The sequence below is a fragment of the Anoxybacillus sp. B2M1 genome, assembly GCF_001634265.1.
Taxonomy (GTDB): domain Bacteria; phylum Bacillota; class Bacilli; order Bacillales; family Anoxybacillaceae; genus Anoxybacteroides; species Anoxybacteroides rupiense.
The window spans coordinates 2,153,806-2,168,586 of sequence record NZ_CP015435.1 but is presented as its reverse complement, the minus strand read 5'-3'; the positions used below and the strand labels follow the sequence as shown (position 1 = coordinate 2,168,586).

Below are 14,781 nucleotides of genomic sequence, written 5' to 3'. Positions count from 1 at the left end.
TTAAAAGTATACTATAATAAAAATTATCTTCCGTTTTGTAGAAAAAGAATGATATAATATTTATGAATTGACTGAAAATTCGGAGGGAACAAAGGTGTCACTATCAAGCTATATTATTCGCACTTTGATGGTTGTCATTCCTGGAGTGGTATTAATTGCTCTAGCGGTATGCTTAGGAAACGGGATCAGTGGTTCCGCTTTTGGATGGACTATAGCAGGGACGGCATTATTTGGCATTGTTCTAGGTATTTTGTCAGCTACTTTAAATTATCGTCGTTTTGTTGCACCGATTGCGATCATTAATGACTATTTAGAAAAAATGACGGAAGGCGATTTATCTGTGCGAGTTCCTGTGGAGAGTGTCAAAGAACTGAGGCCGATTGCTCTTTGCATGAACGAAATGGCCAAAACATGGGGTGAGGTCATGGCGCATATGAAGCGCCATTCAGATGAGATGACGCTATTTGCCGAGCAACTTTCCCATAATACGGAGCAAACAACAAAAGCGACGGAACAAATTGCAACAACCATGGAAAACATCGTATCTCACTCAGACCAACAAGCCAAGATGACAAAAGAAACGTCTTATTCCACGAATGAAATTTCCAGTTCCTTACTGCAAGTCGCTGCGAATACAGAACAGGTGACCACAAATGCAGGCGAAATGCTGACGAAAGCGGCAGCAGGAAAACAATCGATTGAAAAAATGGAAGAGCAAATGCGTTTTATTCATGAGCATGTCCAATTGCTCGGTCAAATCATTAAAGGATTAGGAGAACGTTCTACTGAAATCGGCCAAATCACGCAAGTCATCACAGGGATTTCTTCACAAACCAACTTGCTCGCATTAAATGCGGCAATCGAGGCAGCGCGGGCGGGAGAGCAAGGGAAGGGATTTGCCGTTGTCGCTGATGAAGTGAGAAAGCTGGCAGAGCAATCGGCACAATCCGCCCAGCAAATTACAAAATTAATTGATGACATTCAACAAGAAACCGATAAAGCCATTGGGTCAATGGATGTTGTTGCCGATGAGGTTTCTCAAGGGCTTCATGTCGTTCAAACAGCCGGACTTTCTTTTGAACAAATCCGGCAATCTATTAACGGGGTCAATGAACAAATTGAAGGAGTTTCAGTCGTGATTCGCCAAATGACGCAAAGCGCCCAGAGCGTTGCTTCAGCCATTGAACATATGGCAGAAATCGTGGAACAATCGTCAGCGGGCTCTAGCCATATTTCAGCAGCAACCCAAGAACAAATGGCTTCTATGGAAGAAATCGCTTCTTCTGCTTCTGCGCTGAATGAAATGGCTGGAGAAATGCAGAATCTATTAGGGAAATTTCGGGTATAGGAAAACATAAGAAAAATGTTTACATAAATGAATAAATATGCTAAACTTTCCCTGAAAGTAAATAATGGATCTACTAGGGGAGTCCAATAGCTTGGACTGAGAGAAGGACGCGCGAAAGTTCTTTGACCCTTTGAACCTGATCTGGGTTATGCCAGCGTAGGGAAGTAGATAGTGGGAGTATGGATTGTTGCATATACTTTGCGCTATTTGTTGATTCCATCGGGTTCTCTTTTTGGAGAACCCGATTTTTGCTTTTTTCCCCACCGTCTTTTTTCGTACGTTTTGGTGTAGCCCTTAGATCGAATGAAACAAAAAGGAGGAAGGGTTGCATGCAAAACGTTTTATCTTCTATGCCGTTTCCAGCGAGTAAAAAAGTGTATGTAGAAGGATCGCGTCCTGATATTCGCGTTCCTATGCGTGAAATTACGCTAAGCCCAACCAAGACGGAAGCCGGAGAGTCTAAAAACGATCCGATCTGTGTATATGACACGAGCGGACCGTATACCGACACGGAATTTCAAGCGGACATTTACCGCGGGCTTCCTGAACTGCGCAAGCGTTGGATTTTAGAAAGAGACGATGTCGAGGAATACGAAGGACGGCCAGTGTGTCCAGAGGACAACGGTCTCTCAAAAGGAAAGGAATCGAACGTCTATCTTCCCTTTAAGCGGACGCCGCTACGTGCCAAAAATGGCAAGGCAGTCACACAAATGCATTATGCGAAACGCGGGATCATTACTCCGGAGATGGAATTTGTCGCTATTCGAGAGCAGATGGATCCGGAGCTGGTTCGTCAAGAGATCGCGGCCGGGCGGGCGATTATCCCAGCCAATATCAACCATCCGGAAAGTGAACCAATGATTATTGGAAGACGTTTTCATGTCAAAATTAACGCTAATATCGGCAATTCAGCCGTCACTTCATCGATTGACGAGGAAGTGGAGAAAATGCTCTGGGCTGTCCGCTGGGGAGCAGATACGATCATGGATTTATCAACAGGAAAGCAGATTCATACGACGAGAGAGTTTATTATTCGTAATTCCCCTGTTCCAGTTGGGACGGTTCCGATCTATCAAGCGTTGGAAAAGGTGAATGGAATAGTTGAAGATTTATCGTGGGAAGTTTATCGCGATACACTGCTTGAGCAGGCTGAACAAGGCGTTGACTATTTTACGATTCACGCTGGGGTATTGCTTCGTTATATACCGTTGACCATTGGAAGAACAACAGGAATTGTGTCGCGCGGTGGCTCGATTATGGCGCAATGGTGTTTGGCCCATCATCAGGAAAATTTCTTATACACTCATTTTGAGGAAATTTGCGAAATTTTAAAGTCCTATGATATCGCCATATCGTTGGGAGACGGTTTGCGGCCTGGATCGATTGCCGATGCCAATGATGAAGCGCAATTTGCAGAATTAGAGACGCTTGGCGAGCTCACTCAAATAGCATGGAAGCATGATGTCCAAGTGATGATTGAAGGTCCTGGGCATGTGCCGATGGATAAAATCAAAGAAAATGTCGACAGGCAGATGGAGATTTGCCATGGTGCGCCATTTTATACGCTTGGTCCGCTGACGACGGATATCGCCCCGGGATATGACCATATTACATCAGCGATCGGTGCGGCAATGATCGGCTGGTATGGAACCGCGATGCTTTGTTATGTGACGCCGAAAGAGCATTTAGGATTGCCGAATAAGGAGGATGTGCGCCAGGGAGTGATTGCTTATAAAATTGCCGCGCATGCTGCTGACTTAGCGAAAGGGCATCCAGGGGCGCAAATGCGGGATGATGCGCTGTCGAAAGCGCGCTTTGAGTTTCGTTGGAACGACCAATTCCATCTCTCGCTGGACCCGGAACGGGCTAGGGAATATCACGATGAGACACTCCCGGCGGAAGGGGCGAAGGTGGCTCATTTTTGTTCCATGTGCGGCCCCAAATTTTGTTCGATGAAAATTTCCCATGATTTACAAAAAAGCATAAAAGAGGACGGGATGAAGCAAAAAGCGAAGGAGTTTGTTGAAACCGGTTCGAGACTTTATCAATGATAAACTCAATAGGAACATGGATTTGTCTTGCTGACGGATCACGCGGTGCGTATGAAACAAATAAGAAAGAGCATCTGGTTCATTCACAGAAAAGCCTTCCCCGGCCAGTATGGCGGGAAAGGCTAAAAAGTAATCAGTCTTTGCTTGCTTGCTTTTCTGCAAGCACAGATTTGACCGCCTGCTCAATTTCAAAGTAGCTGGTGCAACGACAAACATTGGATTCAAGCCACTTTTCAATGATTGGTTCCGAGGCGTTCGGCGTGCTTTCCACAAGAGCATGGGCGTTCATAATAAACCCGGGCGTGCAATATCCGCATTGAAAGGCGAAATGCTCGACAAATGCTCGTTGGATGGGGGCATCGCGCAATCCCTCAATGGTTGTAACGGATTTTCCAATGGCTTCAATGGCTAGTATCATACACGATTTAATCGGCGTTTTATCCATCAATACGGTGCATGCACCGCAATCGCCGTTTAAACAACCCGGCTTGGCGCCTGTCAAACCAAGGTGATTGCGAAGAACAAAAAGAAGTGTATCCGCTTGTCTGGCTATCACGGAGTATTTCTCTCCATTGACAGTAAGCGGTATTTCACATTTGGATGATGAACTCATCTTTCGGCCTCCTCCAGTTCAGTAAGAATGTCCCAAAGCGTATTTTTTAACACAAATAAACGATATTCCGCTGAACCTTCGATATCATCCAAAATCGGTTCGGGCAATTGCTGTAACGCATAGTCGATTCGTGCGTCGATCGGAAGATGGCGGGCATTTAACATCTCTTCTACTTTTGGCGAACGAAATGGAAATGGACAGACGCCGCTAAAAGCAGTGCGGAGTTCATTTCCTTTTTTTAAAGCGGAAACGGTGACGAGCGGGTAGCCAACCTTGCCCTGTTTTCGGCGTTTCATATGGACATGGGGCATCGTTAAATATGCCGCATTCATTTTGACTTGCACAAGAAACTCCCCAGGCTGCAGTTGGATGCTTTGCTGGAAGACTTCATGAATCGGTCTTTGCTGAACCCCCGATTTTCCAGCAATCACAATATCACTGTCTACAAGTAAAAGAGGCAGTACGGTTTCACGGTAAAAAATTTGGCCGCAAATGTTGCCTCCAAGCGTAATCTGATTGCGCGCCGTGCGATCTGCAATTTCACTTGCCGCCTTGGCTAATAGCGGAAATGCGTTTGTTTCCTCAATAGCGGTAAGAGTAAGAGCGGTGCCGAGTACTAATTGATTTTGTGAAATGTCAAATGACTGGCATTCTGGAATGTGCTTGATATCAATAACGGCATCTGCAAATACAAGATTTAGGCGCGAGAGGGTAATGATTTCTGTTCCTCCGCTATAATAGATGGGCGTTTTTCCTTGACGCTGAAGCGATGCAAATAACTGAACGGCCTCTTCGATTGATGATGGACGATGGTATGTGAAATCAAACGAAACCATATTATTTCCCCTTTTGCGCTCGCCAAATTTGTTCAGGGAACAGCGGCAGTTTGTTAAGAGGAACACCAGCAGCGATTGATAAGGCATTGGCCAGTGCTGCAGGAATGCCGATGAGACCGTGCTCTCCAGCGCCTCGTGCTCCATAAGGTGCATCTATTTGAGGTGTTTTGATAAAATCGGCTATATATTCTGGATGCTCGCCAAAGCGGATTGGCTGATAGGTCCGTATCTGTGGATTTAATACGCGCTCATATCGGTCAAATAAAAAGGTTTCGCGGCTGGCAAAGCTCAGCCCCATGCTCATTGCCCCGATGATCTGTCCGATCGCTGCTTTCCAATTGAGCACTTCCCCGATATCAACGACCGATACGGCTTTAAGAATTTGATAGGTGCAATCGCGTTTATCGAATTCAATTTCTACTGCATGGGCACATACCGTCCACTCTGGGCCGGGCTTCCCTGCTCCTGTTTCCTTATCAAGAGGAGTTAAATGACGCAACGTGTAGTTGCCGCGCCCAATAATTTGTCCGCCAATCGCGTTTCCGTTCGGATATTTATAGCCATAAGCAATATCTTTGATCGGAATAAAAATAGCAGGATCATCGCGTACAAATACTTTGCCGTAGCCGACTTCTAAATCTTCGATGGGGGAGCGGAGCACACAAGCAGCGATCGCTTTTAACTGCCGAATGGCATCTTCGGCTGCATTTAACACAGCTCGCCCCCCCATAAATGTGCCGCGACTGGCGACCGTTTTCCAATGCTCTGGTGTGCTTTGCGTGTCGATATCCATTTTTACGTGAATATCATCAATGTCCATTTTTAGCTTTTCAGCAAGAATTTGGGCAAGAACCGTTTTAGAGCCTGTGCCGATTTCGACAACGCCGGACATGAGATTAACGCTTCCATCAGGGTTGAAAGTTACAATCGCACCGGAGCTGGCATCTGTGTCAATCGTGGATGTTTTCCAAGAACAGCTCACACCCTTGGCGCGAACAGTGCGGGCATTTAGTTCGATTCGCTGCCATTGATCCCACTGAATGAGCTCGCGCAGCCGTTTGATGCAAGCGGGCAAATTGCCGACATTGCTTCGATTAAGAAGGACGCGGGTCGGAGTCGTATGGCCGGGCAAAATCGCATTTTTCAGCCGCAGCTCGAGCTTATCCATGCCCAGCTTTTCAGCTAATATATCCATGGCCCGTTCAATGGCAAAGGCTTGTTCACAATGGCCAAAGCTACGAAAAGGCGAGGCGTATGGATGGTTCGTATAGATACAGAGCGAATCGCACCATACATTTTCAATGCGATAGGGCCCTGTGCAATCTACTGCGGCAGCACGAGTGACATCAATCGCTTTATCAGAGTAGGCTCCTCCGTCAAATAAAAACAATATTTCAGCCGCCTTTATCATTCCATCCTTTGTACAACCGAGCTTGACAGTCGCCTCCATTCCGATGTGCACGGGCGATGTAATCATGTCCTGTTCCCTTGTATTCCAAACGCTGACTTTACGGCCTCTCACTGCTTTAGAGGCTAAATAAGCGAGCAGTTCTAATTGAACGGGTGCCTTTCCTCCGTAACCCCCGCCGACCAAAGGCGTATGCACAACCACTTTTCCGACATCTTCGCCAAAATAAGTACTGATTAGTTTTTTGATCATAAATGGCGACTGGGTAGAGGCGGTGATCTCAATCCTTCCGTCCGGAAAAATTTCGGCTGTTGCACATCTTGTTTCCATCGCTAAATGATCTGAGGGAGAAAATGCGACGCTGGTCTCAATCACGACCTCGCTTTCACTCCAGCCCTTTTCCATATTGCCTTTGCGAATTTTGGTGCGGTGGGCGATATTCGTATTCGGTTCAGGATAAGTGTGATCATTTTTTTCGTAGCTTCCTAGATTTTCATGAATCAAAGGGGCGCCAGCTTGTAATGCGGCACGTGGCGAACCGACCGTTGGGAGCGGCTCGTATACGATTTGAACCAGATTGGCTCCCTTCTCTGCTTGTATAGGGGTATCGGCGACTACGATCGCCACTACTTCACCATGATAACGCACTTTATCAAAAGCGATTGGCGGTCGGTCTCGTAAATCCTCTCCTGTCAGAGGAAGTCCTTTTCCTGTCACGACAGCGCGCACTCCTGGAACGGAGAGCGCTTTTTCGAAGTGAATTTCGTGAATAAGAGCGTGAGCATAAGGGCTTGTAACAAGATGGGCGTGCAGCATGCCTTGCTGCAGCTTATCATGAGTATATTTGGCCCGCCCAGTTACTTTATCCCAAGCCTCTTTGCGAATGACGCTCTTTCCAATCATGATAAACCCTCCTTTTTTGATTCCAGCGCCTAATCGCTGTTTCATAGTCTACGAATGTATCAATATCGAAAAACAAGTCCATGTCATTGGCTGTTAGTAACCTTCCATTCCAGTGGCTATTCTTGCGAAACAGCTGGCGTGCTCCCTCGTCACCATAAATGTCGAGCAGTTCAGAGAATAAAGCAGCGCTAAAGAGAATGGGCGGAGAAGGCCTCGATTTGGATGAAAAAGCGACATAATCGGTGCGATGTTGGCAATAAGCGTTGATAAGATCATTAATCATAGCAGCTGTAATAAATGGTTGATCGGCCAGCAGTACCACGGCTGCTTCAGCATGAAGCTTGATAGCAAGATGGAGTCCGCATCGCAATGAATGGGCGAATCCCCAATCAGAAGCGCAACGAATGATGATGCATTTTTCATGATGACGTAATTCATATAGCATCCAGTCAAGTGAATCCTCCATAGGCACAATCACAAGAATGTGAGAAAGGGAAGACAATACGGCTGCTTGTAAGGCAGTGGATCCGAGAGAATAGTCAGCAAATGGAAGCAATCGTTTATCCGTTCCCATTCTTGCACTTTTTCCAGCGGCTAAGTAAATCCCGACGGTTCGAGGAGCTTTCATCTTATTCCCCCTTCTGGAGATGGTTGTTTTCGCAGCACATGAATCATTTCTGCTAAAATGCTGATCGCAATTTCTTCAGGGCCGCGCGCACCGATGGAAAGTCCAATTGGCGAATGGATACCATCGGGAATGGAGAAATCGGGAAAGAGGCGTGCGGTGCGCCTTTTCGGTCCTAAAATGCCACAATAGAATAGTGGCTGTTGGCTAAGAAGAGACACAAGCTCTTGGTCACGCTGAAACTGATGGGTCATAATCACGACAAAATCTCGTTCGCATAAACGAAGCTGAGGGATTGCTTCTTTCGGAAAGCCAACCATCCACTGATCGGCATCTGGGATCTGCTCGGGGCAGCAAAGAGCAGGCCGCCAATCGACGACAGTGACAGAAAATCCCGTCTGCTTGGCAAATGACACGAGCGGTTTGACATCATGGTTCGCTCCAAAAATAATAAGGCGCGGTTTGGGCCAAAAGTGCTGCAAATAAAAAGAAGCCCCAGAAATAGTGAAAATCCCATTCTTTGTTTGAAACGTGCCGACAGCATGCCGTTGGTTTAATAGGTCGGCAGGAATTTCATATTCAACATTTCCCCATCGCTGTCCATTTTCAGCTAAAAATAGCCAGCTATTCTCGTCAGTTGCCGCTTCTCCCCATTTTTTTACCATTAAAACGTGTTGGTTTTGTTCTAAATGTCTTTTGACTGTTAACAAATCGGCTCTCAGCTGTTCCGTGATAGGCAGCAATAAAAGATGAATCGTTCCGTTGCATCCGACACCTTGCCCCCATGACAAATCATCTTCCTGTTTAAGATCAAACGTAACAATGGTCGGCCGTTGGCTTTGCCATATTTCTTGTGCTTGGATGGAAAGGGTTTCTTCGAGACATCCGCCGCTAATGAGTCCTGTTATGTAACCTTCTTCATCTATCCACATGCACGCTCCTTCCTTTTGGTATGCCGACCCCTCGACATGGACAATGATCGCCAGTATTCCTTGTTTTTGTGAGGAAGTGATAGCCTCTAGGACAGTATGGTAGTTTTCCATTTTTCGTTTCTCACCACCGCAAAAAAATTTTGCCAAGTATCGGTGTTTGATGATGATCAACCACCTCATCAGCTGCTGTTTCTGTAATCGAATGAAGGAGAGATGTTTGAGATGAAATGACAGGGAGAAGGAGGAGAGTCGCATAATCGGTGAGGAACCTGATGAAGTGGCTGCATCGATTCCGCTGGTTGCGGAGAAGGATGATAAAGGATAGAATAGTGACTCGCATCTTGGGCTTATCATCCACTGCTATTACTATTGTATTCTTTTGGAAATTCGTCATGACTGAAAAAATCATCTAGCCTTGAAATGTCTGATGAAGATCGAGTTTTCTATTGGGGCCTATATGTTAGGGAATTTTTGAATGACCTGGCGATGTCGATGACTGGAGAGGGCTGTGGTTTGCTGCTGTCATTCAAATACAAGAAAAAACCTGAACAGCATCGCTTCGAGGGCTATTCTTTGATCGAGGAAGCGGTTCGCTGTTCAGGCGTTTACATACAGATGGAACGGACGATATCTGCAAAAATCAAGGATCGGAAGAGTTTTGATCACGCCAAAGCGTGACTGACCGTCGGGAGATGACCTGTTCACTTTGCAGCTTGAAGTTTTAATAAAAAGAGAGAAATGACGGTTTATTCCTGTTCTTTTTTTCCCTCTTTTTTTAAACGGCCTTCTTTACGGGCCGCTTCTCGCAATAAAAACTCGATGTGAGCGTTGACGCTGCGGAATTCGTCTTGTGCCCAACGTTCAAGCACCTCGTATAAGTGCGGATCGATTCTTAATGGAAAATTTTTCTTTTTGGCCATAAGACTCACAACCATCAATATAAACTACCAGTATTAATAACCGGCTGTGCAGCTCGCTCAGAGACGATCGCCACCATTAGATTATTAACCATGTTTGCTTTTCTTTCATCGTCTAATTCTAAAACTCCCTCTTTCTCAAGCTGTTCAATCGCCATTTGCGCCATAGATACAGCCCCTTCAACAATCTTCTTGCGCGCGGCTAAAATAGCGGCTGCTTGTTGCCGTTGCAGCATCGCACTAGCAATCTCTGGAGAGTAGGCGAGATGGCTGAGGCGAGCTTCCACTACTTGAACGCCAGCGACTTTGAGACGTTCTTGCAATTCGGTAGCGAGAACATCAGAGATGATATCGGCATTTCCTCTTAACGTAATCTCTTCATGCTCAAAAGTGTCGTATGGGTATTTCGTCGCTACATGGCGGATCGCTGTTTCGCTTTGCACAGCAACGAACTTTTCATAATTGTCGACATCGAAAACAGCTTTAGCAGAATCAATCACTTTAAAGACGATGACGGCAGCAATTTCAATTGGATTCCCTTCAATATCGTTAACTTTCAATGTACTGCTGTTAAAGTTGCGGACGCGGAGAGACACGGTTTGGCGACGTGTCAACGGAATGGTGAGAAACAAGCCGCTATCGCGAATACTTCCCAAGTAGCGACCAAAAAAAGTGACGACTTTTGCTTGATTCGGTTCAACAATCGTGATCCCTGTTGCTAATAAAACAGCCAATACAGCAAGTACAATGGCAGGCATTAGCATTTGCTGTAAAAGTGAGATAGCGGCGACAATGAGGAAAAGGAGAATAAACAAAATGCCTAAAAATCCGTTTACGTACCAAGCCTTGCTTTCTCTCATAAAAATCATCTCCTTATTATGGATTATATCATTATGATATCATGATTTGAAAAATATGTAAACAAAAGATTGTTTTTTACATTACAGAAAAATGAATGGTAATCCGGTATAGTGATATATAGAAGGGAAGGTGGATAGGATGACACAGATGATTCATGGAAAAGAGCTTAAGGATTGGTTGAAGGATTATCCATTGCTGGAGCAACTAATATCATTGGAGGAAGCGTTCTGGTTCAATCCAGCCTATCAGCCGTTTCATGCGGCAATAAGCGAACGATCTTTTCATTTGTATGACGTACAGGAAGCTGAAGAGAGACTGAAGCGTTTTGCTCCATTCATTGCCACTGTTTTTCCCGAAACCAGGCAGGCAAACGGAATCATCGAATCATCGCTGTTGGAAATAAGCGGGATGCAGCAGCTATTAGGTGAGGTATTTGGCCAGCATGTACCGGGCAAAATGCTGCTAAAATGCGACAGCCATTTGCCGATTGCTGGATCGATTAAAGCAAGAGGAGGAATTTACGAAGTATTGAAGCATGCCGAAGCGCTTGCATTACAACATGGGCTTTTGTCGCGCGAAGAGGACTATTCGGTGTTAGCTGGCGATGCGTTCCGATCGTTCTTTTCGCAATACACGATTACGGTTGGATCGACAGGAAACCTTGGTTTGAGCATCGGCATCATGGGAACCAAGCTCGGTTTTCGCGTCAATGTGCACATGTCGGCGGAAGCAAAACAATGGAAAAAAGATTTGCTACGAAAAAATGGAGCGCACGTGATTGAGCATTCAGCTGATTACAGCACGGCAGTGGAACAAGGAAGAAGAGAGGCAGAAAGCGATCCGAATAACTATTTTATTGATGATGAAAATTCAGCCGATTTATTTCTTGGCTATGCAGTTGCGGCTTTGCGCCTTAAACAGCAATTCGCGGAAAAAGGGATTGTCGTGGATCACGAACATCCTCTGTTTGTTTATCTCCCATGTGGGGTCGGAGGGGCGCCGGGCGGTATTGCATTTGGATTGAAACTCATGTTTGGCGATGCGGTTCATTGTTTTTTTGCTGAGCCGACGCATTCGCCATGCATGTTATTAGGAATGATGACAGGGATGCATGATCAAGTATGTGTTCAAGATTTTGGGATTGACGGCCGAACAGAAGCGGATGGACTTGCGGTTGGCCGCCCATCTCGATTTGTCGGCAAAGCGGTAGAAAAGCTGATCAGTGGCATTTATACGGTAGCCGATCGGCATTTATTGATGCTCCTAGCACTTATGAAAGATCAAGAAGACATTGCACTGGAGCCGTCTGCACTGGCGGGAGTGTATGGCCCTGTTTCTTTGGTTATGAAAGGAACATCGTATATAGAACAGCGTCAATTGTCCAAAAAAATAAAACAGGCGACCCATTTATGCTGGGCTACTGGAGGAAACCTTGTACCGGAACCCGAGATGAAACAATATGTTGAAAAAGGAAGGACCTTGTATAAAGAAATCGCGAAGCAATAAAACAAGAGTAAAGGTGCTTACCGTATTAGCATGTTTTGCGAATGAACAGAGCTACTGATTTTTTAGTTGCATATGCAGAAAGGAATGGGCATTTTTATTCTGTAAATACGACTGCAGCATCTAATTTAGAAAGGAGAAGGAAACCGAAGGACATCCTTTGGCTCGTTTTGTTATGCAAACATGTGGGATTGACCTTCATAAAATGAAAAGAAGGATGAATCCATCTTCAGGAAACGCAATCCCTATATTGTTGGAGCTGAGGTTTTCCCATAATATAGGGGGAACTGTTGTCCAATTCTAGAAAATTCACTCTAGGATCATTATGCTGGATTAGCAAACGCCTCATGATTCTAGATCGGATACCAAGGTTTGGTAGAAGACCATTTCTTAAAGCACAGCGAATATTGACTTTAGCCAAGTAATATGGTAGTTTGTTAATTTGTTAAAATATGGTATTTTTTCATTGACAATTTACAAGCAAAGCCGTTACAATATCAATAAGCTATTAGTTTATTTAGAAAATTTAAGCAATAGGTGTTGATTTTCGTGCTTAAGCAAGCCAAAAATCGAGTAGGCCGCAATGCTATTTTGCTGGCCATGCTGGAGGATGAGGAAGAACATGGGCTCATTGCCCATTTGAATGCGCTTAATTGGCGTTATTGCAAAGGGAAAGTCGGCTCTATGGACCTGCAAAAAATTGTTTCAGCCGTTGAAACGGCAGCGAAGCGAAACGGCATTGTAAATGGAGACTTGTATCGGGAAATGCATGCGCTGTATCATGCTGTGCTAGAAGCGATGCAAGGAGTAACAAGGGGCCAAGTGGAATTAGGTGGGCTCATGAGAACGGTCGGCCTTCGTTTTGCCGTGATGCGAGGGACTCCTTATGAAAATGAGGCAGAAGGAGAATGGATCGCTGTGGCTTTATACGGAACGATCGGAGCGCCCATTCGCGGGCTTGAGCATGAAACGATTGGTCTTGGAGTAAACCATATTTAGCCATTTTATCAATGGTTAGGAAGTGCTAAAGCAGCACAGAACCGTAGGACATATGGAAATGGCTCGGTTCACTTCTCTTCATTAAGGAAGGGAATGCCCGAGAAGTTCCCATCTCTTAACGTCAGCGTAGGTGGTGGGAGCATGTCATATATAAGATAGCCTAAAGTGATAAGTTCAGGAGGAGGCTGTACCACAACGATAAATGATGTGGGTAGGGCCTCCTCCTTTATTTTGCTAAAGCAAAGGGGGATGGAGCGAATGGTGATTTTAACCGGCCATACGTTGACATTAAACGAAGTGAAGCGCGTGCTATACGACGGGGAAGTGGTCATCGCCTCCACAGATAGTATGGAGTCGGTCGAACGGAGCCGGAAAGCAGTTGAGGAGATTGTTAGCAAGAAAAAGGTGGTATATGGAATCAATACAGGATTTGGGAAGTTCAGCGACGTATTAATTGAAGCAAACGATGTGGAGGAGCTGCAGTGGAATTTAATCCATTCTCATGCATGCGGAGTGGGTGAACCATTTCCAGAGTCTGTTTCGCGCGCTATGCTGCTATTGCGGGCTAACGCTCTCTTGAAAGGATATTCAGGTGTTCGCCCGGTTGTCATTGAACGGCTGTTGGATTTGTTAAATGCCAAAATTCATCCCGTCATTCCGCAGCAAGGTTCGTTAGGCGCGAGCGGAGATTTGGCGCCGCTGTCTCACTTAGTATTGGCGCTGCTTGGTGAAGGAGAAGTATTTTATCGCGGACAGCAAGTGCCTGCTATGGAAGCTCTTGCAGAAGAAGGCCTCACTCCCATTACCTTAAAGGCGAAAGAAGGATTAGCGCTGATCAATGGCACGCAGGCGATGACAGCGATGGGCGTTGTCGGGTATTTAGAAGCTGAACAACTGGCATATGAAAGCGAGCTCATTGCAGCCATGACTCTGGAAGGGCTACAGGGAATTATGGATGCATTTGATGAACGAGTCCATCTTGCTCGCGGTTATCATCAACAGACGCAAGTAGCCGCAAGGATTCGCACCTATTTAGCTGACAGCCGTCTCGTGACTAAACAAGGGCAACTGCGCGTACAAGATGCTTATTCGCTTCGTTGTATTCCGCAAGTACATGGCGCTTCATGGCAGGCGCTTGATTATGTAAAAGAAAAATTGGAAATTGAAATGAACGCCGCCACTGACAACCCATTAATTTTTGATGATGGAGCGTCTGTGATCTCTGGTGGCAATTTCCATGGTCAACCGATTGCGTTAGCGCTGGATTTTATGAAAATTGCGCTCGCCGAGCTGGCCAATATTTCCGAGCGGAGGATCGAACGGCTCGTCAACCCGCAACTGAGTGATCTGCCGCCGTTTTTGAGCCCAGCTCCTGGCTTGCAATCAGGTGCCATGATTATGCAATATGCGGCGGCGGCGCTTGTCTCAGAAAATAAAACGCTCGCTCATCCAGCCAGCGTGGACTCTATTCCATCATCAGCTAATCAAGAGGACCATGTCAGCATGGGAACCATTGCTTCCCGGCACGCTTATGCCATTTTGCAAAATGTGCGCAGGGTACTCGCGATTGAGTTGATTTGTGCGATGCAGGCGGTTGAACATCGCGGAGTAGACAAAATGGCTGCGAAGACAAGAGCGTTTTATGATGCGACGCGTCAAATTGTACCATCGATTACAAAAGACCGCGTGTTTTCTAAAGATATAGAAGCGGCCGCAAAGTGGCTGAAGGAAGTGGATCCGTCTTTTTTTCTCGTTCACCCCGCACCTGTTAATCAATATTCATGA

The 14,781-nt window shown here is 45.8% G+C and carries 12 protein-coding genes and 1 riboswitch; of the genes, 5 read left to right on the top strand and 7 right to left on the bottom strand.

Annotated features, from left to right (window positions below):
- The first annotated feature begins 94 nt into the window (after positions 1 to 94).
- Both GFC28_RS10530 and thiC read left to right on the top strand, forming a co-directional pair.
- Positions 95 to 1,348, top strand: coding sequence for a methyl-accepting chemotaxis protein (locus tag GFC28_RS10530; protein ID WP_044743892.1), 1,254 nt, complete (start codon positions 95 to 97; stop codon positions 1,346 to 1,348).
- Between the two features lie 65 nt (positions 1,349 to 1,413).
- A riboswitch (TPP riboswitch) is annotated at positions 1,414 to 1,528 on the top strand.
- A 149-nt stretch (positions 1,529 to 1,677) separates the two neighbouring features.
- Complete coding sequence (gene thiC, locus GFC28_RS10525) at positions 1,678 to 3,399, top strand: phosphomethylpyrimidine synthase ThiC (protein ID WP_044743890.1); 1,722 nt, start codon at positions 1,678 to 1,680, stop codon at positions 3,397 to 3,399.
- Between the two features lie 133 nt (positions 3,400 to 3,532).
- Here thiC and GFC28_RS10520 read toward each other — a convergent pair whose 3' ends face one another.
- From GFC28_RS10520 to GFC28_RS10485, 7 genes are all read right to left on the bottom strand, one after another.
- Complete coding sequence (locus GFC28_RS10520; protein WP_044743889.1) at positions 3,533 to 4,012, bottom strand: (2Fe-2S)-binding protein; 480 nt, start codon at positions 4,010 to 4,012, stop codon at positions 3,533 to 3,535.
- Positions 4,009 to 4,848, bottom strand: coding sequence for an FAD binding domain-containing protein (locus GFC28_RS10515; RefSeq protein WP_044743888.1), 840 nt, complete (start codon positions 4,846 to 4,848; stop codon positions 4,009 to 4,011). The genes GFC28_RS10520 and GFC28_RS10515 overlap by 4 nt, the downstream gene beginning before the upstream one ends.
- A gap of 1 nt (position 4,849) precedes the next feature.
- The gene (locus tag GFC28_RS10510) at positions 4,850 to 7,162 is read right to left on the bottom strand and encodes a xanthine dehydrogenase family protein molybdopterin-binding subunit (protein ID WP_044743906.1); all 2,313 of its coding nucleotides are present in this window, start codon (positions 7,160 to 7,162) and stop codon (positions 4,850 to 4,852) included.
- Entirely contained in the window at positions 7,119 to 7,787 is a 669-nt protein-coding gene (locus tag GFC28_RS10505; protein ID WP_044743887.1) for an NTP transferase domain-containing protein, read from the bottom strand. The genes GFC28_RS10510 and GFC28_RS10505 overlap by 44 nt, the downstream gene beginning before the upstream one ends.
- A complete protein-coding gene (locus tag GFC28_RS10500) occupies positions 7,784 to 8,827 on the bottom strand; it encodes an XdhC family protein (protein ID WP_044743905.1) in 1,044 nt (347 codons plus the stop codon). The genes GFC28_RS10505 and GFC28_RS10500 overlap by 4 nt, the downstream gene beginning before the upstream one ends.
- A gap of 635 nt (positions 8,828 to 9,462) precedes the next feature.
- Positions 9,463 to 9,636: a type II toxin-antitoxin system antitoxin gene (locus GFC28_RS10490; RefSeq protein WP_044743904.1), complete on the bottom strand. Its 174-nt coding sequence runs from the start codon at positions 9,634 to 9,636 to the stop codon at positions 9,463 to 9,465.
- Between the two features lie 14 nt (positions 9,637 to 9,650).
- Positions 9,651 to 10,493, bottom strand: coding sequence for an SPFH domain-containing protein (locus GFC28_RS10485; protein WP_044743885.1), 843 nt, complete (start codon positions 10,491 to 10,493; stop codon positions 9,651 to 9,653).
- A 139-nt stretch (positions 10,494 to 10,632) separates the two neighbouring features.
- Between GFC28_RS10485 and GFC28_RS10480 the strand changes: the two genes are divergently transcribed.
- From GFC28_RS10480 to hutH, 3 genes are all read left to right on the top strand, one after another.
- Positions 10,633 to 12,000 carry a D-serine ammonia-lyase gene (locus GFC28_RS10480; protein ID WP_044743884.1) on the top strand — a complete coding sequence of 456 codons (1,368 nt, stop codon included), beginning with the start codon at positions 10,633 to 10,635 and terminating at the stop codon, positions 11,998 to 12,000.
- Positions 12,001 to 12,546: 546 nt separating this feature from the next.
- Positions 12,547 to 12,996: a histidine utilization transcription antiterminator HutP gene (hutP, locus tag GFC28_RS10475; RefSeq protein ID WP_044743883.1), complete on the top strand. Its 450-nt coding sequence runs from the start codon at positions 12,547 to 12,549 to the stop codon at positions 12,994 to 12,996.
- 258 nt (positions 12,997 to 13,254) lie between these two features.
- Entirely contained in the window at positions 13,255 to 14,781 is a 1,527-nt protein-coding gene (hutH, locus tag GFC28_RS10470; RefSeq protein ID WP_044743882.1) for a histidine ammonia-lyase, read from the top strand.